Origin of the sequence: Zwartia lucis (assembly GCF_965234455.1) — a bacterium.
GTDB classification, from domain to species: Bacteria; Pseudomonadota; Gammaproteobacteria; order Burkholderiales; family Burkholderiaceae_B; genus Zwartia; species Zwartia lucis.
Map to the genome: position 1 here is coordinate 279,661 of NZ_OZ248472.1, position 19,257 is coordinate 298,917.

The window sequence follows — 19,257 nt, forward strand, 5'->3', positions numbered from 1 at the left end:
TAGAATATTAAGGCATTACAGCACTCTTTGATTATAAGTATTCCTTAGGAGGCGTGATGAAAATCTGTTTGAATATAAAACTGATAAAGAAAAAATTTGCAGTTTTGTGCCTGTTGTTTGTCTCTGGTTTGACCTTCGCTTGTCCTGGAGATAACACTTGTACTGCGGGTAACAATCTCCCTGCTTGGGCTAAACCTGTTGCGCCATGGCCTGGGGTCAGTGACATCGTCAAGCAAAGTATCCAGCGTATTCTTTCTGATAAAAACATCATGAAAACGATGGATTCTTTGAAAGCTGACGAAGATCTCACGCTTAAAGAAAACATCATGCTGAGTGAGATTCCAGCACCTCCTTTTCACGAAGAAAAAAAAGCGCAGGCTTTTCTTGAGATGATGAAAGCCGCTGGAATCACAAACGCTTATATCGATCAAGAAGGCAATGCGATCGGTGTACGAAAAGGGACTGGCAACGGGCCTCTTGTCGTCCTTGATGCGCATCTCGATACAGTCTTTCCCCTTGGCACAGATATCAAGGTGGTCAAAAAAAATGGCAAATATTACGGCCCTGGGATCACAGATGATACAAGAGGTCTTGCTGTCTTGACTTCATGGATAAGAGCACTCAATAAAAATGACATCAAGACAGTAGGAGATTTAATGTTCGTCGGCAGTGTCGGCGAAGAAGGTAATGGCGACCTGCGCGGTGTTAAAGCACTCTTAAGAGATCATAGAAACGTTGATGCATTTATCGGGCTGGAGCCTATCCCGATGGGCGCAATTGTAATGTTGAATACCGGATCCGTTCGTTACGAGGTGAGTTTCTCTGCACCGGGTGGACACAGTTACGGAGCTTTCGGTGAAGTGCCTAGCGCGATTCATGCGATGGGACGTGCGATTGCAAAAATTGCAGAGATCAAAGTGCCTCAAGTCCCTCGCACAACGTTCAATGTGGGAATCGTTCATGGTGGAACCTCTGTGAATACGATCTCTCCTGACGCTATCATGGAGATTGATATGCGCAGTGATGGTGGACAAGAGCTTGATGATCTTCATAAGAAAGTGTTGGATATAATCGGACAGGCGGTCAAAGATGAGAACAATTCCGTCAGGCATGGGCAGCCATTCATGCGGATTGGCACAAATTTAGTGAAAGTCTCATTCAAAAAAATCGGTGATCGCCCCGGAGGAATGACACCGCATACCTCCCCCATTATTCAAGCTTCACTTCAGTCATTACGAGCGTTAGGACAAAAAGAGTTGTTGCTTATTGGATCAAGTACGAACGCGGGCGTTCCCATTTCCTTAGGTATACCTACCGTCATTCTTCCGCCAGGAGGTGTATTCGAGGGCTTTCACTCACTTGACGAATCATTGGACCCAACCGATGGATACAAGGGATCTCAGGTAGGTTTGTTGACGGCATTGGCTGTCGCTGGTGTGCAGGGAGTCAGTCAGCCACTTATTCATAAAAAACACTAGTGCTTAGCATCATTTTTTATTTTCCTTTCAATCACTCACATGACTGATGACAAGTCTAAGTTATACGCTGATTTTCTGAGATCCACTTATCTAATCAATATACATAAGAATTTATTCATGCGATCGCTCCCTCTCTATGTCTGCTGCGTGATGTTCACTTTTGCCACATCACCTGTGATTGCGCAGTCGTCACTGACGCTTTACGGCACCTTAGATACGGGCTTTGCATATCAAAATCACTCTGCAAATAATTCAGGAACCTACGGTAGCGAATCGCGATTTGCTCAAATTAGTGGTGGACAATCTGGCAATCGCTTTGGTCTCAAAGGCAAAGAAAAAATTTCTGACAATACTGATTTAAATTTCGTCTTGGAAAGCGGGTTTAATATCGGTAACGGTACGATGAGCCAGAGTGGACGCATTTTCGGTAGACAAGCTTGGTTCGGTGCGAGTTATAAAGGATTAGGCAACTTTCGCCTCGGTCGTCAGTATGATTTTGCGAACGAGTATGTCTCTGAATTAACACCTTTCGGACCGGGTGATTTTGCTTCTTCATCACTGGGTCTTTCTTTTGGTTCTGCGAGTGCTGAACGCTTTAGCAATATGATTCGCTTAGAGACCGATCGTATTGAAGGTTTTAAAGCAGGTATTGGCTATACGTTTTCCTCCCAGATCCCTTCGGCTTATGTGATTGATGGGGCATACCCTTTGGTGCCTGGTGATTCAAGGGATTACAAATTCGCAAGCCAAGATAACTTGCGCGTGCTCTCGTCAGGTATTCAATACCAAAGTGGTCCTCTTTATGCGACAGCCACCTACGATTCATATTATCCAAATGCTGTAACCGCAAAAGGACAAGTTCCCAATGCATCCGCATGGATATTAGGCGCGGCTTACGATATCGGACTTTTTAAAGTATCTGGTGCTTACGGGCAAACAAGAAATGCTTGGTTAAATCCAGCTCAGCTTATTCAAACTTTCGCAGAGCCGAGTAATCTTGGCACGACAAACGACAGCATTATTTTTGATCAGAATATCGCTGTTGATTCCTACTTATTAGGATTAACGTACTCACCTAATAAAGTGACCAATGTTTTTCTTTCATGGCAGATGGCGAAACCTTCTAGCGGTATGCTGTCAAATAGTTATTTCCCTATCAGCACTCAAACTGTTTATAGCTTTGCCTACACCTATAACTTCACTCCGCGAACTAACATCTATGCGATGGGTGCTTACTCGACCAACTACAGCTTGAGTCAAGGACTGACATATTCGCTAATCGGTTTCGGTTTGCGTCATAAATTCTGACCTAAATACAACATACTTATTAAATGTAAGTAATCCTACTTATTACAAACAAACAAAAAGGGTTAGTGTCTTGTGAACACTAACCCCTTGATATGACTGGTCGGAACGGAAGGATTCGAACCTTCGACCCCTTGCACCCCATAAGGATGCGGCGCTAGATCAGTTAAAATCAAATTTTTCTAAAACTACATGGATTAAGGCTCTTACATTAACTCATTGAGTCTATCAGTTGCAATCAAGATCACATAAGCGCACAATTCTGTGTGTGAAACGTGTGTGAAAAGGATTGAAATGCTCACCGAACTTGAAGTGAAAGCGCTCACCGCAGCTGACGAGAAGAGATCGTTATCTGATACTGGTGGGCTGACAGGCAAGGTGCGATTAAAGCAATCTGGTGTTGTCGTGGTTGGGTTCGAATATCGCTATCGTAGAAAACACCGTGCTGAGGAGCAAAGCACACACCGCACCATCGGGGTTGGCATCTGGCCTGATGAGAGTCTTCAAAATATACGCAAACGGCGTGATGCAATACTCAAGGGCTTAGATGTAGCGGATATCTGCCACCTTTTGTCACCACCATGAAATATCTGTTTTTTAATTATTTTATTAGCGGTAGTATTCGAAAAACGGATGTTAAAGTTCCAAAAGATGGACTCTTTCAGAGCAGCGATTAAAGTTACTAGAGCACTGTCCAACCAATACGTAGCGCGCATCACTTTAACGAGAGAGCCAACATGCTAGCGAGCCTAACGCAACGTCCCGCCTGGAGCGAAATCAACCTTGATGCGTTGGCGCACAATGTACGTACCATTCGAAGCATGCTCGCTCCAGACGTAAAATTTTACGCGGTGTGCAAAAATGATGCCTACGGTTGCGGTGCTCGCAAGACAGCAACTACGATGCTGCAAGCCGGTGCCAACGCCTTTGCCGTATCTGATCCGGCAGATGCTCTTCGCATCCGTGACGCAGGTGTTGTGGCTCCGATTTTGTTATACGCTGCGTCAACACCAGACATGGCGCGAGACATCGCTGAACTTAAGCTGATTGTTACCGTACACGACTTCGAAAGCCTAAGCGCTTATGCTGCTACCGGTCTACGCACACAAGTGCATGTCGAGCTGGATTGTGGCTATGGGCGTCTCGGTTTTACGCCTGACGAGTGGCCTCGGATGTTTGAATGTTTACGCGGAGCCAATACGCTGAGCGTTGTCGGAATATATACCCATCTGGCTCAAGTTGAGGATCCTGTCCTCGTCGCTCAACAGGCAATACTCTTTAATCAAGCTAGCGCTCTTGCCGCTCAGGCTGGCTTTTCAAACATAGAACGGATGGCCGCGAGCAGTCGTGTCTTGTCGGGCTATCCCGAGCTGAATTTGAACGCCGTCAATCCGGGACGTTGGCTCTATGGCATGGTCGAGGCCCCATGGCTAATCAATACCCCTTTCAAGCCAGTGATTGTAGCGATCAAATCTCGAGTATTACAAGTGAAAACCATCCCTGTAGAATTTCCTATGAACGACCCTGTGCACCTTGCACGTCCTGGCAAACTAAAAACTGCTGTGATCGCCTTTGGCTTTAAAGACGGCTTACCTAGACAACCTGCAGGCGGTACAGTACTCGTGCGAGGTCAGCGCGCTCGCATCATTGGGCTGCGTTCAACCGAGCATACTGTGATTGATGTCAGTGATATCGCCGGCGTATGCGCGGGCGACGAAGTCGTCATTATCGGACGGCAGGGTGACGCCTCAATCGATGCACTCGAAGCTGTCGCTACATACGATATGACGATGATTGAACTACTACCGAGAATGACTCTAAATACAGTGCGACACTACACGCACCCAACACTATAACGTTTTGCGAACGCTGAAGTTTAAAGAAAATTCTTTTCTGAAAATCGACGCAAAAACATCTTCAGCCGGTCACTTTGGGGGTCATCTAGGACCTGTTTTGGATCGCCTTGCTCGACGATCCTACCAGCATCAAAAAACAAAAGTTTATCTCCAACTTCACGCGCGAAGTACATTTCGTGGGTGACCAAAACCATCGTCATGCCTTCGTTTGCCAGATCGCGTATCACTCGCAACACTTCACCAACGAGCTCGGGGTCGAGCGCTGAAGTCACCTCGTCAAAAAGCATAACCTCGGGTTGCATCGCCAGTGCACGAGCAATTGCCACGCGCTGTTGTTGCCCCCCCGAAAGATTGGTCGGATGTGCATCAAGTTTTTCAGACAGCCCCACTTTGCACAAAAGCCCCTCTGCTAGAGCGCGGGCCTCGTCACGGCTTACACCTTTAGCCAGCACGGGCCCCGCCATTACATTCTCAATCGCAGTCTTATGAGGAAACAAATTAAAACTTTGAAAGACCATCCCTACTTGTTGACGATGCAAGGCGATACGCTGTTCGTTTTGCTTACTACGAACGCCCTGCAATAAATCGTAGCCAACGAACTCATTCTGTACCTTAATCGAACCACTCTGAAATTCTTCGAGAAAATTCATACAGCGTAGAATGGTCGACTTGCCAGACCCGCTCGAACCAATGATCACTGCCACCTCTCCGGCACCGACGTCGAACGAAACACCTTTGAGTACATCAAGCGTTCCAAAGCTTTTGACGACGTCGCGCACTTCGATCATATTTCCCATGCTCACAGTCCGTTATTTTGAAATGACTAGTTGTTGTTCAAGGCGTCGTGAAAGTAATGAAAGGGGATAGCAAATAATGAAATAAAAGACCATCACAGCAGAAAATATCTCAAAGGTTGCCAACGTTCGCTCAACAACTTCTCGTGAAGCAAAAGTGAGTTCCCAAGCACCCACGATCGCCGCATAAGACGTACTCTTGACCATCACAATCGAGATATTTAACCAAGGTGCCATCGAAGGCTTTAGTGCCTGGGGTAATAAAATGTGAAATAGAATCCGCCCTCGCCTAATTCCCAACGACAATGCAGCTTCGGTTTGACCGCGTGGTAATGAAGATAAGGCCCCGCGAACCACATCGGCATAAAAAGCCCCTGCGTAAATCACCAAAGCAACCGTCACAGCGGCGTAACTAGAAATTCTATAACCCATCGCTGGGAAAGCGTAGTACGTAATAAACATCACTATCAGCACGGGGATGCCGCGTGTCAAAAAAATATAGCCATCAATCATTACTCGCAAAAATTTGAAACGCGAAACGGCTAAAAACCCTAAGCCGAGGCCAACCAAGGTGCCGCCTAAAATCGTTACAGCAGCCATCCAGATGGTTTGTACTGCACCCTTAGCCAGATAGGGAAGATTCTGCAACAGAATATCCACGCTTTACCCAATCCTTGTACGCATGCGCAGCTCGATCCATCGCACGCATAGACCGAACAAAACTGTCAATATCAGGTAATAAGTCGCCACCACGATAAACACCTCAAAGGAGGCAGCATTGCGCTCCATAATAATTTTACCGGTCAAGGTTAAATCCATTACCGCGATCGCAGAAACGATTGAAGTATCTTTCACAAGAATAATCAGCTGATTGCCAATTGGCGCCGCGACTCTAATCGCAGCCTGAGGCAAAATGATATGCAATAAGGAGCTTCGTTCAGAGATACCAAGTGCCCGAGTGGCTTCCCACTGCTGCCGGCTGACCGCCTCAATTGCACCACGAAAGGTTTCAGCTAAAAACGCGGAGTGTTGCAGAGCGATCGCAAAAGCACCACAATAAAACCCGTCCAGACGCCAGCCCAGTTGAGCAACACCAAAATAAAGTACCAACATCTGAAGTAACAGGGGTGTATTACGTAAAAATTCAATAACGCCACCCAACAGTAGCTTCAACCACCGAGGGCCAAACCATCTGAGTCCCGCTAGCGCCACTCCCATCATCACAGCAAGCGGCAATGCCATTGCTGCGATGCCCATCGTTACTTGTAAGGCCTCGAGCAAAAGCGGATACAAGCTTCCGATCATGCGCAACTTCATCAGCAAAAAATCCATTATCGTGTGCGCCTGCTGCGTGTCATGAACTTTTAGAGCTAGTTACTTCACGTAATACTTGCTGTGGAGCGGTTTAGTACCAAACCACTTTTCATAAATAGCGGAATACTCTGGGTAAAGGCTACCGCCGGTCATTTCACCTACAAGCGTATCTAACACCTGCCACCACTTAAAATCACCGAGCTTTAAGAATATTGCGTTATTGGTCGGAGGCATCAGGGCTTGTTCAAGAATGCGAAACTCGGGGTTTTGTTTGACGTACCACTGTGCAACCGGAGTATCAAGTTGTGCCGCGTCGGCTCGATTCGTTTTAAGTGCAGTGAACTCTGCGGCCACCGAGTCAAAAACTAAGACCTTTGCTTTTGGAAAAAATTGTTTGGCACGCTCAGCTTGCTGCGGATTAGTCAAAACTGCAGTGGTGTACTTCGCATCATCAAGGTCTTTGAGCGTTTTAAAGCTTGAATCTTTTTTCACAATCATCACAATACCGCTATCGATATAGGGTCGGGTAAAACCAACTCTTAAAACACGATCCGGCAAGATAGTCGTGACTTGAATACCGAAATCAACGGCCCCCGATTCAACATTGGGCCAACGGGCCGCGAACCCCTGTTTTAAAAATTCAATTCGCTTAGGTGATTCATCTTTACCAAACAGGTACTTGGCTAGCAAGCGGGCAATATCTATATCAAAACCAACAAGCACACCTTTTTCATCGACAAAGCCAAAAGGAGGAGCCTCCGAGGTAACCCCAACAATAACTTTGCCTCGTTGCAGTACTTCGTCGAGCTTAGATTTTTCTTGCGCCTGCGCCGAGCCCGTCAATAACAACGCAGCGACGGCAATGATTCTCAATATTTTCTGCATCACGATTTTCTCCTAAAAATTTGATAGACCGAGGGGCCTACCAAGCCACGATAACTACTCCACTAACAAGCTGTTTCGCACATACAGATCACGCGTAGTCAAGCCACGACGTTTTCCATCTGGTGCATCAATCCAATAGCGTACCAGGTGCCGCTCTTTGCCAGGCCCGTTACGGTATTCTGTCCGAGCGTGCATGACAGTAAAATTATTGACGAACTGAATATCACCTTGCCGCATTTCCATGTGCAATTGATACTCGGGGCTTGCCATTAACGCATCAAGGTAATCCATCGCTTCAATTTGCTCTGCGCTAAATGTAATGCCTTCTTCAATTGCCCACAACGATTGATTGCGATCGTAAGTACAGTGCAATAATTCGTCATAAAAACCAAATACCGGAATGGGTACGGCCGACACAGGATTATCACCGGGCGCATGTTCTCCGCGGCGGTGGTGATAGAACCCAGCAACCAAAAGCGCATGTATATCTGGCCGCTCTTTCAAAATACGATTACTTAACGCACCTGAACTCGTCAGAACGCTCAAGCCGCCCTCTAGCGCCTCAGACAAGCACAAGAGCCCTGTATAAGCTGCACCGTCAGTATGAAACCGCAGCAGGGCATTACTCTGATAGCCTCGAACATCTTTACCATAGGCCAAACCCAAATCTTTCACATCAGCCTTCATCGCGCCGGCATAGCTTTGATCGACTAAGACACCTAAGTGAGCGCACAACCCCGCGTAAGCAAGTAACACCCCTTGGTAAGACAACTGCTCAACCGGGAACCCTCCGATTACAGCGAAGCCTTTACCGTTTTCAAGTGCATCACGCACGTCTTCTAAAAGACTCGCGGCATGCTTAAGCGGAAAGTCGTACACCCCAACATTTTCAAAAGTCAGACCCTTCGCTAGGGCCGCTGAGGTGTAGTGCAAAAGCTCAGCAATCGCCTCTGCCGACAGTTGCCGCACCCACGACCGAGGGGGTCCAAAATCTCTTGATGTCCATACGCTCTGATCGTGGACGTGGCGTGCGGAGGAAGCAAGGGCTTTCATCTCATCTAACTCCAAGAGGTTGATTCGACTTAGTATCGAGAATAATTAAAAAGAAAGCAAGAAATAAAATTCCAATAAATTGAAATTACAGTAGAAGTCTACGAAGCACTAAGACACATATGATCAAGCACGCCAAAGTAAATTAGGAGTACCTTCCAAGCAAATCTTCTGGCTTGAATCGAAAGCTTCGAATCAGACCGGTCAGGTTATAGGCACAATCAGGTTCTAGTGCGGCGCAACGCTCGCGTCCAATGTTGTAGGCCTGGCGCTGTCGCAAGATCTCGCCTGCGTTATTGCGCAAGATCTCTTCGCAGGGATAGGACACCGTCGGATCAATGCGATTGTCAAATCGGTCTTTGACGAGCGCCGCGGGGGCAGCGCCAGAGAGTTCAATCGCGATGCTATTCAACGGATTTTTCCTTGTAGATTTGCTTTATCTCGGGCGCCTGTCTGGTTACAAGCGTTCCTTAGCCAAGTTTAGTTTACATGAACGTCTTCTAGTGCGGTGAGAAAAATTAAATGTTGCGGGTTAGACCGCGGGTACACCTCTTATCAGGATTTTCAGATTTTCCCACTCAGGGCCTTTTTAGGAGCCCGCACGGCAAAATTGCTAGCCCAAGTGTTAGACAGATCAATATTGTTGCCGCGATTGTCGGCGCTACCGTCGACAACCGCTTGTATAGATTACGAATAACGCTAGCGCAAAACTTACAGAGAGACGCCAAAATAGCGAAGCCCTTTAAATCATTCTGCTTGATTTGCACTCGTCATTTTTTCGAACCTGCCTGTCTCTTCTTATTGTTCATTCAACGTTTTTAAAACTAGCGATGACTTTTTAATTACCATCCAAATTTTAAATAACGTGATGTATATTACTCCTCAAGCGGTAGCAGGCTTACTGAGCGAGACCGAAGCATTAATCGGTTAATGTATGTTCGATTTTGTTAGGCTCGCTTGGCACCTGAACCCTTATCAATAACAAGAACGGAGCACACATCATGGCTGAAACATTGTTAACACCCGCTGTCACGGCGTACGTGGGGCACCAGAGTCGCTTAATCACGAATCGTTTTCCAGTCAGCGAAGAGATGATCTTCGAACTGGCCGATGCGATCGAAGAACCCAACCCACTCTATCTGGATGCGGACTACGCCAAGAACAGTCGGTTTGGTGGACTGCTGTGCCCGCAATTGGCTGGATGGAAGGACTGGGCTCCCCGCATCGACTATTTCGGAGCGGGTCAGGATACCCATTTCGAGGTTCCACTTCCTTTCAAGAGCTACGGATTCAATGGCGGGAGTAAGTGGACGTTTCATCGGCCAGTTCGCGTCGGCGATCACATCACCAAAACCGAAAAAATTGTTGATATCTCAGAAAGGCCGGGGCGCACCGGACAACTCGTTTTCATTGCCCGTGAGATCACTCAGGTCAATCAAAAGGGCGAACTACTTTTGACCATTCGTCACACTAGTATTTTTCGCAAGCGCGCCGAGACAGAAGTGGCAGACCAGCCGGAGATTTCGAATTCGGTACATTTGCCCAATGTTTCTCCTCCTGAACGTGGTCAGGTAGTGGACAAGAAAACATGGAACGCGCAACCGCAGCGGACCTTCGACCAAATTAATGTGGGAGACGACCTACCACCTGTGGTGAGAGGGCCAATGACAACTGGTCATCTCGTTCGTTGGGCTTCGGCCAACGGCAACTACGCCCGCATCCACTGGGATCTGCCGTACGCGATGTTGCGTCAAGGCCTTTCAAACCTGGTCGTTAACGGCTCGCTCAAAAATGAATACCTTTACATATTGTTGCAGCGCTTTGCTGGCGAGGCAGGCTGGGTGCGAGAGATGTACCTAGAGCATCGTGGGATGGATCATCCCGGCGATACGCTGACCATCACTGGCAAAGTGACCGAGAAAACGGTGCGCGAAGGTCTTGGGTATTTGAAGTGTGAAATTGGTTTGCGAAACAATCGTAGCGAGACGGCGCGAGGTTGGGCTGAGATCGTGTTGCCAAGAGGCAAAGAACACCTTCCACTCGTTTGGCTGTAAATAGCGAGCCATACAAAAGCGCGCGAGGTCACGCTGCAGGCAGCGAATGATAAGAATCTGCTCAGCTATCGCAATAGAGAGAAAACGATGCAAATCAAGAGAGGTATGGCTGTAGATGGCGACTGATACAAATCAAGAGAGACCTACACAGTCTGGAGCCCCTTCAGGAGGCTTGCTCAGCAACGTCCGGGTTTTGGACCTTGGTCAAGGCGTTTCGGGGCCTTTCTGTGCGCGCCTGTTGGCAGATCAGGGCGCTGAGGTGATCAAAGTTGAACCGCTTGGGGGAGAACTGGCGCGTCGCATGGGCCCGTTCGCTGGAAACGAGCCGCACAGTGAAAAAAGTATTCCGTTTCTTTATCTGAACACAAACAAGCGCAGCATCACACTTGACCTGTCCACCGCCAGAGGGCGTATTTTGTTGCATGCCTTGGTGCGCTGGGCTGATGTTCTCGTAGAAAATTTTGAGCCTAAGCTTCGCGCATCCCTCGGCCTAGACGATGCGTCTCTTGCCGCGGCCAACCCTCGCTTGGTGACGACTTCAATCTCTAATTTTGGTAGCACCGGACCCTATAGTGACTGGAAGGCTACCGACCTTATCACTAGCGCGATCAGTGGACTAATGTACCACTCCGGCAATGCTGACAGAGAGCCTCTGCGCAGCGCTCTTTCCCAATCTCTCTACGTCGCTGGTATCAATGCGGCAGCAGCCACGTTAGTGGCTGTTTACCATCGACTCAACACAGGCAAGGGCGGGCGCGTAGACGTGTCGGTTGCAGAGTGCATGACAGCTCATTTGGTACAAGCTTCTGCGTCCTACGCTTACACCGGTGGCCTAAGGGGACGGAGACCCGCGCACGGCGCTCCGCTTGAGGAGCTGATGCCGTGTCAGGATGGGCACGTAGTCGTGTCTGCGCAAGGCTCTCAGCCCTTCAATACAGTTGCGGATCTGATTGGGCTCGAAGAACTAAAGGGGCCAATGTTTGCAACCGCTGAAGGCCGCATCGTCAACGGTGAAGCGCTCGAACACCTCATCCTAGATGGGCTCGCCCACTGGAAAAAGAATGAACTGTTTCATGCAGCGAACAAACAAAGGCTCGTATTCGGCCAAGCGCAAGAACCCAACGAGTTGTATAACTGCCCACACTTGAACGAACGTGAGTTCTTTGCGTCTGTCAATCATCCTATTGCTGGGGCTGCGGAGTATCCACGTAATTTAATTCACCTCAGTGAGGAATCCTTCGACACACGGCATCCAGCGCCGCTATTAGGAGCTCACACAACAGAAGTGCTTCGAGAGATCTTGGCACTCAGTGATGCAGAGATCGAGCAACTCCGCAGTTTGGCGGTTATCTAACAGGAGCGTGTCAGTGGTGAATTTGCCTCTAAAGGGATTGCGCGTCATCGACTTGAGCCGAGTGTTTGCTATGCCTTACGCAGCGGCATTTTTAGCCGACTTGGGGGCCGAGGTGATCAAGGTAGAGGGCTGCGCCTTTCTTGGCGCAGATACTCGTCTTGGGGGGCCTTTCGGGGGTCCGTGGGCAGATGACACGCCAGGAGAACTCCACTGGGAACGTAATGGCGTCTTCCACATCCTTAACCGTGGCAAACGCAGCGTGACCCTTGATCTCAATCAACCTGCGGGTCTTGAGACTCTTAAGAAGCTCATTGCCACAGCCGATATCGTGATTGAAAACTTCACCCCGCGGGTGATGAAAAAGTTCGGACTAGACTACCCCAACCTTCGAACGCTTCGCCCTGATGTCATTATGGTATCCAACACTGGATACGGGCATTCTGGGTCCTTCAGCAGTTACGGAGCCATGGCCGCATCGCTCGAGCCTACGCACGGCAGTGGAGCTTTCATTGGTTACGAAGGCGGGCCGCCAAATAAGATTAGTAACTCTTACACTGATTTTCTTGCCTCTTGGACCGCCCTGTACTCGGTGATGGCGGCGCTTCTATACCGCACTCGCACTGGTAAGGGGCTTTGGATTGATCTGGCGATGTATCAAGTAGGAACCGCGTTCATGGGCGAAGGTCTGCTGGATTACGCCTTTAATGGTCGCGCGAATCGATGGATGGGTAATCGCCATGAAGTTCATGCACCGCACAACACCTATCCTTGCCTAGGCAACGACCGCTGGGTGACGATTGCTGTCACTGATGACACAGAATGGCAAGCATTATGCGCAGTCATCGCTATCCCCGAGCTCGCAGTTGATGCTCGCTTCATGGATGGCCCTTCTCGTCTCAAGCATCAAGAGGCACTCGATGCAATGATCTCTAAGTGGACTATGTCTCTAGACCCATACGAGATCGCTCACAGGCTTCAAGCCGTTGGTGTGCCGGCAGGACCGGTACTAGATGCCCGCGATTTATTTTCGGATCCGCATCTGGCGGCACGAAAGTTTTTTGATCACATCGAGCACTCGCAAGAGACCGAGGTTGGGTGTCGCCCGCAGCTCGGGCGTCCCTGGCGCTTCTCTGCCTTCGAGGTTCCGACGCCAGCGGCGGGACCGCGTCTTGGTGAGGCCAACGACTACGTACTAAGGGAGCTATTGGGCTTGGGTGAAGCAGAGATCGCGACGATGGCCGAGCAAGGGGTAATAGGCACTACCCCGGCAGACGCACCCGTACCAATTCCGGTACCCGTGGCAGAGCAATTGCGACTAGGTCGTTTGGTTGAACTTGATCCGCTATATCGGCAACGCCTGAAGCTTGATTCGTAACCAAGCATGTGATCAAGGATGTGATGTGTGTTAATTGTTAATCAACGTCGCAGGTGGCGACAGTCTGCGCCCCTGAGATGCGTCTTAGTCTGGTACATTTGTATCAAATCACGTCGGCGCTTGGTGCAAATTAGAACGCCTACGTTAATCGTTTCATCACACATTCAGCATAGCGAAGCACCCTAGCACTTTCTTCGATTCAGTTGTTACCAAGCAGCTTATCACTGAATTTATCTTTGAGATACTTGAGATACGCTTGCAGGCCCTAGCGCCAGAGGAAATTGAAACATGAACGCACGCACGCCATCGACTATCAGTATTTTTATTAAATTCGCGCTTACCTTAGTTGCTCTATCTTGTCACTTTTCTTCGGTCGCTCAAACTCAAGAGTGGCCGACAAAGTCATTGAGATTGGTAATACCGTTTCCCCCGGGCGGCGGGTCCGATGTCGTAGGAAGAATCATTGCAAAACAACTTTCGGATGTGTTGCGGCAACAAATTGTCGTAGATAATCGTAGCGGTGCCGGCGGCTCAATCGGAACCGAATTTGTCGTCAAAGCGCACCCAGACGGGTATACGCTGCTGTTGGGATCAACCTCTGAAATTGCGGTCAATCCGAATCTATATCGCTTGAGCTACGACACTGCGACTGATTTGACTCCTGTCGGGGTGGTGGCTACATCACCGATTATGATCGTTTCAGCGCCTGGATTTTCAGCAAAAACAATCAAAGAACTTGAGTCGCTTGCACGCCAGAAACCTGGTGAAATTAATGTGGCCTCTGCTGGCAACGGCACCATCACACATTTGTCTGGTGAGCTATTCAAAAATATTAATAATTTGAAATGGACGCACGTGCCGTACAAAGGCACCGGCCCGGCGCTATCTGACCTGATGGGAGGACAAGTACAACTTATGTTTGTGACTGCCCCCCCGGCCCTAGGTTTAATCAAGTCGAACAAAGTAAATCTAATCGCCGTATCTGGCAAGTCTCGCATGCCAGAGTTTCCGGACACGCCAACAGTTCTTGAGTTAGGAGGTACAAGTTATAGCGTAGATAATTGGTACGGTATTTTTGTTCCGTCCAAAACGCCTCGTGAGATTGTGCAGAAACTAAGCGTTGCACTTAACCAAGCGTTGAAGACTGCCGAATTAATCTCAGCTTTAAAAGCGCAAGGAGCTGAGGCTGGCGATATGAATGTGACGCAATTCACCACTTACGTGAAGTCGGAGCTCGACAAGTGGGGTGGGGTCGTCAAGGCCGGTGACATCAAAGCCGATTAATCCAAAGCGTCTCCAAGGGAGTGCACCATAAAAGCTAAACTCGGTCGAATTGGCCCCCTCAGTATTCAACCGGCGCCAACAAATAGGGGGGCGCGCTCAAATTGTAAGTGCAACTTTTTATATAGGAAAATGTTGCATGCTCAAAAATTACAAACATTTAACGATTGAAGAACGAACTGTAATTCAGATTGGATTATCTATTGGTTTATTGCCCGCCCAAATAGCCGTTGAACTGGATCGCTCCACTTCAACTGTAACCCGGGAACTCCAAAGAAATGGATGGGTTCGTCCGGTTAAGATCAAATCCAGAGGAAGGCCTTCAGTCTCAGGTGGTTACAGTGCACCCATTGCTCACGCCAGGGCAGTCACCTGCGTTATAAAGCCAAGAGTGCAGAGTCGTTTACAGTTAGGGAATGCTCTTTGGAAATTAGGCTATTCGCCAGAGCAGGTCTCTGGCACTCTCCCACGAAACCATCTACACAGCCATCTATGCCATGCCCCGCGGAGAGCTACGCACGGAGGTGGTTGGTTGGCTGCGCCAGGGTCATGCTAAACGCCGCCCCAGAGCGAGGGGCGAGGACAGACGCGGTCAGATACCTGATATGGTGAGCATTCATGACCGTCCTCCAGAGATCGATGAGCGACTAGTACCAGGGCATTGGGAGGGGGATTTAATTAAAGGCGCGTACAACCGTTCGGCTATAGGGACTCTTGTAGAGCGAACCACATTATTTACGGTGCTGGCTAAGATGCCTGATGCCCGTGCTGCCTCAGCGGTCGATGGCTTTGCACACGTTCTCAATCGCATCGAAGCTCAAAAACGTTTATCGATGACCTATGATCGGGGCAAAGAGATGTCGGAACACGAAGAACTTACGTTGAAGACAGGAGTAAAAGTTTATTTCGCTGATCCTCATAGCCCCTGGCAAAGAGGGATCAACGAGAACACAAATGGACTACTGCGACAATACTTTCCAAAAGGCACGGATTTGAGCGGATTCACTCAAGAGGAATTGGATGTCGTTGCTTGGCGACTTAATACTAGACCGAGAAAAAGTATGGGTTGGAAGTGTCCAGCTGAGATGTTTACGCCTGAGGCGTTTGACTTCAAACAGCACCATGCCTCATTATTTGCACTTGCTCATTGAAACCGCCCAAACAAACAAAAAGGGTTAGTGTCTTGTGAACACTAACCCCTTGATATGACTGGTCGGAACGGAAGGATTCGAACCTTCGACCCCTTGCACCCCATGCAAGTGCGCTACCAGGCTGCGCTACGCCCCGAAAGACGAAGATTATATCAGAGACTTACGCAGGGTCGGTGCAACGCTCGAGAGAAGATCTTTGATGCCCATCAACTCAGTTCGCAAAGCATTGAGTTCTAGCGCAGTCAAACGCACTGCCGCATCAGGATCCTGCGCAGTATCGCGTCCCTCACTCAAACGGTTACGAGCACCACTGATCGTAAAACCTTGTTCATACAACAACTCGCGGATTTTGCGAATCAACAATACTTCGTGATGTTGATAATAGCGACGGTTACCGCGACGCTTGACAGGCTTGAGCTGCGTGAATTCCTGCTCCCAATAGCGCAGCACATGTGGCTTGACGCCACATAAGTCGCTCACTTCACCAATCGTGAAGTAGCGCTTTGCGGGGATGGGGGGAAGCACAACGGACTTATCAGAAATAGTCATAACCCAGTCGAATTGCTCAATACAGTAAAGCCAGTGTATCTCTAACTGGCGGAAACGGGTTCACCTGGATGTTCTACCGCGCCTTTTAACTTTTGGCTTGCATGGAAAGTTACCACACGTCTGGCAGCGATTGGAATGGTTTCACCCGTCTTGGGATTACGACCAGGACGAGGAGGTTTGTGACGGACTTGGAAATTACCAAAACCAGAGAGCTTGACCGGTTCACCACGCGCCAACGCATCTCGAATTTCTTCGAAAAACGTATCCACAATATCTTTTGCTTCGCGCTTGTTTAATCCAACACGGTCAAACAACATCTCAGCGAGCTCAGCTTTAGTCAGCGTTCTTGGTTCGGTCATTTTTATCAACTATCAAATATTGGGCGATTAACCAAGACTATCGTGGACGTGCTTGATGACCGACTTCAAGGGCTTCGCGGATTTTACTCATGCAAGCATCCACACGCGCATCATCAAGGGTCACTTCATTGTCTTGCAACGACACTCTAAAAGCTACACTCTTTTCATTCGACTCGCTCTTTGCGGGATCTCGCCACACATCGAACAAACTAACATGCTGAACAACACTCAGATTGGTATCACTGGCGATCGTTTTTGCTATGGTATCCAATAAAGCCTGTACAGGCGTATCGGTAGAAACCCAAATAGCCAAGTCTCTTTGAACCAGAGGTTGGCGCGAAAGCTCCCGGACTTCTGGCATCGCAATGGCCGTCAGTGCATCAAGGTGAACCTCGAGTACAACGGGCGCAGTAGAAAGCTCTTGCTCCTGCACCCAGCGAGGATGCAGCTCCCCAATCCAACCGATATGCTGACCCTCAAGCACGATTTCAGCACTGCGTCCTGGATGCAGAATGGGGTGCTGTTTGACATTGAAGCGCAGGGCTGAGGCTTTGACACCAAAGAGCGTTTCGAGGTCGTGCTTGACGTCATAGAAATCAACCGAACGCGAGGGCTCGCCCCACTGATCCTCGCGCACAGAACCCCAAGCAGCAAGTGCAAGATGTTGAGGCTGATGGATACCGGCGACCGTCAAAGGTCCATCTTTGACTAAGGTATCTTTCATATAGACACGACCGAGTTCAAATACTCGCACACGTGCTTGCTTGCGATTGGCGTTATATCGAATATTTGCAATCAAGCCAGGTAGCAAAGATGACCGCATGACTGCTAATTGACTGGCGATCGGGTTGAGCAAGCGGATGGGATCTGGTTGTCCACACATCCCCTCTTCCCACGCCGTCTCTACAAAGGAAAAATTAATCACCTCTTGATAACCCAAGCCGGCCACTTGATGGCGAATTGTGTGCGCAGACCGAGTGACTTCGGGATCCATACGCATACGTGCAGCCGCAATCGGGGGCACAGCGGGAATATTTTCAAAACCAATAATTCTGGCGATTTCTTCTATCAAATCTTCTTCGATCTGAATATCAAAGCGATAAGAAGGTGGCTCAACGACAAACACCTCGTCTGTCACGGTGTAAGAAAACCCCAAACGCGTAAAGGTTTGCTCAACATCGGCTTGGCTAACAGTGACACCAAGAATGCGGCAACAACGCTCCAAGCGCATGTTGACGGGAAGTCGTTGAGGCAAATTGATCAATTGATCATCAATCGGCCCTGCCTGTCCACCACAGATATCAATAATTAAATTTGTAATAAAATCAATATGTTCCGGGATATTATTAAAGTCAACTCCACGCTCAAAACGATGACTGGCTTCGGAATTGAGTTTGAGTTTCCGGGCACGCCCTGCAATCGCATCCGGATACCAGAATGCCGCTTCGAGATATATATTTTGTGTATCTAATGAAACGGCGACGCCGAGACCGCCCATAATGCCAGCCAAACTCTCTGCGACATCACCGCTGGCAATCACGCCATAGGACTCGTCCAGTTCAATCGTCTGTTCATTGAGCAGCGTCAGCGTTTCACCCCTACGCCCCCAGCGAATCTCCATCTTCGGTTCAGGCAACTTGTCCAGATCGAACACGTGCGTGGGACGACCAAGCTCAAGCATGACATAGTTGGAAATATCAACCAAAGCCGTCACCGAGCGCTGTCCGGCACGCTCGAGACGCTCAACCATCCAAGCGGGCGACGCTGCACGCGCATTGACGCCACGTATGACTCGACCGCCGAAGCGACCACACAGATCGGGGGCCAACACTTCGACAGGCAGTATTTCATCCAATGTGACCTGAACCGGGGTCATCGCGGGCATGCACAATTCAGCACCCGTCAAGGCAGCGACCTCGCGGGCAACACCTAGTATTGAGAGGCAATCTGCACGATTTGGCGTGAGCTTGAGTGTAAAGAGTGTGTCATCAAGATCCAGTGCATCGCGGATACTTTCACCCACAACTGCGCTCTCTGGCAATACTAACAAGCCACCATGATCTTGAGATAAACCTAACTCACGAGCAGAGCACAACATTCCCGATGACTCAACACCACGCATCTTGGCGATGCCGATACTCATGCCGCCCGGCAGTGTTGCACCCACAGTTGCCAAGGGCACCTTGATTCCGGCAGCCGCATTGGGAGCACCACAGACGATTTGTATCGGCGAGCTTGCACCTGCATCAACCATGCATACGCGTAACTTGTCTGCATTGGGATGTGGTTCAGCGCTCAAAATATGCGCCACGACCACACCAGAAAAAGCTGGGGCGACAGGATTGGTTTCCTCAACCTCTAGACCTGCCATCGTCAAGCGGTGTGACAGCTCCTCAGTAGAGATTTCAGGATTAACAAGGGCGCGTAGCCAGGACTCAGGAAATTGCATGGT

General features: G+C 49.0%; 17 protein-coding genes, 1 tRNA gene and 1 pseudogene. 9 read left to right on the top strand and 10 right to left on the bottom strand.

The annotated features are described in order from the left end of the window. Positions 1–56 precede the first annotated feature (56 nt). The 4 genes from AC8GE9_RS01355 (at position 57) to alr (ending at position 4,639) form a co-directional block, all read left to right on the top strand. A complete protein-coding gene (locus AC8GE9_RS01355) occupies positions 57–1,478 on the top strand; it encodes a M20/M25/M40 family metallo-hydrolase (RefSeq protein WP_506675322.1) in 1,422 nt (473 codons plus the stop codon). A gap of 150 nt (positions 1,479–1,628) precedes the next feature. Next, on the top strand, positions 1,629–2,786 hold the full coding sequence (locus AC8GE9_RS01360; RefSeq protein ID WP_506675323.1) for a porin: 1,158 nt from the start codon (positions 1,629–1,631) through the stop codon (positions 2,784–2,786). A gap of 291 nt (positions 2,787–3,077) precedes the next feature. Further along, on the top strand, positions 3,078–3,368 hold the full coding sequence (locus tag AC8GE9_RS01365; protein ID WP_506675324.1) for an Arm DNA-binding domain-containing protein: 291 nt from the start codon (positions 3,078–3,080) through the stop codon (positions 3,366–3,368). Positions 3,369–3,520: 152 nt separating this feature from the next. Continuing rightward, a complete protein-coding gene (alr, locus tag AC8GE9_RS01370) occupies positions 3,521–4,639 on the top strand; it encodes an alanine racemase (protein ID WP_506675325.1) in 1,119 nt (372 codons plus the stop codon). A gap of 20 nt (positions 4,640–4,659) precedes the next feature. On the opposite strand, the gene AC8GE9_RS01375 is transcribed toward alr, so the two are convergent. The 6 genes from AC8GE9_RS01375 to AC8GE9_RS01400 all read right to left on the bottom strand — a co-directional run bounded on the left by AC8GE9_RS01375 (position 4,660) and on the right by AC8GE9_RS01400 (position 9,094). Then, positions 4,660–5,427, bottom strand: coding sequence for an amino acid ABC transporter ATP-binding protein (locus AC8GE9_RS01375; protein WP_506676293.1), 768 nt, complete (start codon positions 5,425–5,427; stop codon positions 4,660–4,662). A 21-nt stretch (positions 5,428–5,448) separates the two neighbouring features. Further along, positions 5,449–6,093, bottom strand: a complete 645-nt coding sequence (locus AC8GE9_RS01380) for an amino acid ABC transporter permease (protein ID WP_506675326.1) — start codon at positions 6,091–6,093, stop codon at positions 5,449–5,451. Between the two features lie 3 nt (positions 6,094–6,096). Further along, positions 6,097–6,765, bottom strand: a complete 669-nt coding sequence (locus AC8GE9_RS01385) for an amino acid ABC transporter permease (protein WP_506675327.1) — start codon at positions 6,763–6,765, stop codon at positions 6,097–6,099. Positions 6,766–6,807: 42 nt separating this feature from the next. Further along, positions 6,808–7,632, bottom strand: a complete 825-nt coding sequence (locus tag AC8GE9_RS01390) for a transporter substrate-binding domain-containing protein (protein WP_506676294.1) — start codon at positions 7,630–7,632, stop codon at positions 6,808–6,810. Positions 7,633–7,686: 54 nt separating this feature from the next. Next, entirely contained in the window at positions 7,687–8,685 is a 999-nt protein-coding gene (locus tag AC8GE9_RS01395; protein WP_506675328.1) for a TauD/TfdA family dioxygenase, read from the bottom strand. A 142-nt stretch (positions 8,686–8,827) separates the two neighbouring features. Beyond that, entirely contained in the window at positions 8,828–9,094 is a 267-nt protein-coding gene (locus AC8GE9_RS01400; protein ID WP_506675329.1) for a hypothetical protein, read from the bottom strand. A 601-nt stretch (positions 9,095–9,695) separates the two neighbouring features. On the opposite strand from AC8GE9_RS01400, the gene AC8GE9_RS01405 reads away from it, so the two are divergent. The 5 genes and pseudogenes from AC8GE9_RS01405 to AC8GE9_RS01425 all read left to right on the top strand — a co-directional run bounded on the left by AC8GE9_RS01405 (position 9,696) and on the right by AC8GE9_RS01425 (position 15,897). Then, on the top strand, positions 9,696–10,736 hold the full coding sequence (locus AC8GE9_RS01405; protein WP_506675330.1) for a MaoC family dehydratase: 1,041 nt from the start codon (positions 9,696–9,698) through the stop codon (positions 10,734–10,736). A gap of 115 nt (positions 10,737–10,851) precedes the next feature. Then, entirely contained in the window at positions 10,852–12,090 is a 1,239-nt protein-coding gene (locus AC8GE9_RS01410) for a CaiB/BaiF CoA transferase family protein (RefSeq protein WP_506675331.1), read from the top strand. Positions 12,091–12,106: 16 nt separating this feature from the next. Then, on the top strand, positions 12,107–13,465 hold the full coding sequence (locus AC8GE9_RS01415; RefSeq protein WP_506675332.1) for a CaiB/BaiF CoA transferase family protein: 1,359 nt from the start codon (positions 12,107–12,109) through the stop codon (positions 13,463–13,465). Positions 13,466–13,753: 288 nt separating this feature from the next. Then, complete coding sequence (locus AC8GE9_RS01420; RefSeq protein WP_506675333.1) at positions 13,754–14,749, top strand: Bug family tripartite tricarboxylate transporter substrate binding protein; 996 nt, start codon at positions 13,754–13,756, stop codon at positions 14,747–14,749. 136 nt (positions 14,750–14,885) lie between these two features. Next, positions 14,886–15,897 (top strand): annotated as a pseudogene (locus AC8GE9_RS01425) (IS30 family transposase). A 59-nt stretch (positions 15,898–15,956) separates the two neighbouring features. On the opposite strand, the gene AC8GE9_RS01430 reads toward AC8GE9_RS01425, so the two are convergent. From AC8GE9_RS01430 to pheT, 4 genes are all read right to left on the bottom strand, one after another. Then, positions 15,957–16,033 (bottom strand) — tRNA-Pro (locus tag AC8GE9_RS01430). Between the two features lie 11 nt (positions 16,034–16,044). After that, positions 16,045–16,446 (bottom strand): MerR family transcriptional regulator, encoded by a 402-nt coding sequence (locus AC8GE9_RS01435; protein WP_506675334.1) that lies wholly within the window; start codon positions 16,444–16,446, stop codon positions 16,045–16,047. Between the two features lie 41 nt (positions 16,447–16,487). Further along, entirely contained in the window at positions 16,488–16,805 is a 318-nt protein-coding gene (locus AC8GE9_RS01440) for an integration host factor subunit alpha (protein ID WP_422244355.1), read from the bottom strand. A gap of 37 nt (positions 16,806–16,842) precedes the next feature. Then, complete coding sequence (gene pheT / locus AC8GE9_RS01445; RefSeq protein ID WP_506675335.1) at positions 16,843–19,254, bottom strand: phenylalanine--tRNA ligase subunit beta; 2,412 nt, start codon at positions 19,252–19,254, stop codon at positions 16,843–16,845. Positions 19,255–19,257: the final 3 nt, after the last annotated feature.

Coding starts and splice junctions, on each gene's coding strand:
- AC8GE9_RS01440 (WP_422244355.1), bottom strand. CDS start 16,805: ATGACCGAACCAAGAACGCTGACTAAAGCTGAGCTCGCTGAGATGTTG.
- AC8GE9_RS01375 (WP_506676293.1), bottom strand. CDS start 5,427: ATGATCGAAGTGCGCGACGTCGTCAAAAGCTTTGGAACGCTTGATGTA.
- AC8GE9_RS01420 (WP_506675333.1), top strand. CDS start 13,754: ATGAACGCACGCACGCCATCGACTATCAGTATTTTTATTAAATTCGCG.
- AC8GE9_RS01365 (WP_506675324.1), top strand. CDS start 3,078: ATGCTCACCGAACTTGAAGTGAAAGCGCTCACCGCAGCTGACGAGAAG.
- AC8GE9_RS01395 (WP_506675328.1), bottom strand. CDS start 8,685: ATGAAAGCCCTTGCTTCCTCCGCACGCCACGTCCACGATCAGAGCGTA.
- AC8GE9_RS01355 (WP_506675322.1), top strand. CDS start 57: ATGAAAATCTGTTTGAATATAAAACTGATAAAGAAAAAATTTGCAGTT.
- AC8GE9_RS01385 (WP_506675327.1), bottom strand. CDS start 6,765: ATGGATTTTTTGCTGATGAAGTTGCGCATGATCGGAAGCTTGTATCCG.
- alr (WP_506675325.1), top strand. CDS start 3,521: ATGCTAGCGAGCCTAACGCAACGTCCCGCCTGGAGCGAAATCAACCTT.
- AC8GE9_RS01360 (WP_506675323.1), top strand. CDS start 1,629: ATGTTCACTTTTGCCACATCACCTGTGATTGCGCAGTCGTCACTGACG.
- AC8GE9_RS01435 (WP_506675334.1), bottom strand. CDS start 16,446: ATGACTATTTCTGATAAGTCCGTTGTGCTTCCCCCCATCCCCGCAAAG.
- AC8GE9_RS01390 (WP_506676294.1), bottom strand. CDS start 7,632: ATGCAGAAAATATTGAGAATCATTGCCGTCGCTGCGTTGTTATTGACG.
- pheT (WP_506675335.1), bottom strand. CDS start 19,254: ATGCAATTTCCTGAGTCCTGGCTACGCGCCCTTGTTAATCCTGAAATC.
- AC8GE9_RS01410 (WP_506675331.1), top strand. CDS start 10,852: ATGGCGACTGATACAAATCAAGAGAGACCTACACAGTCTGGAGCCCCT.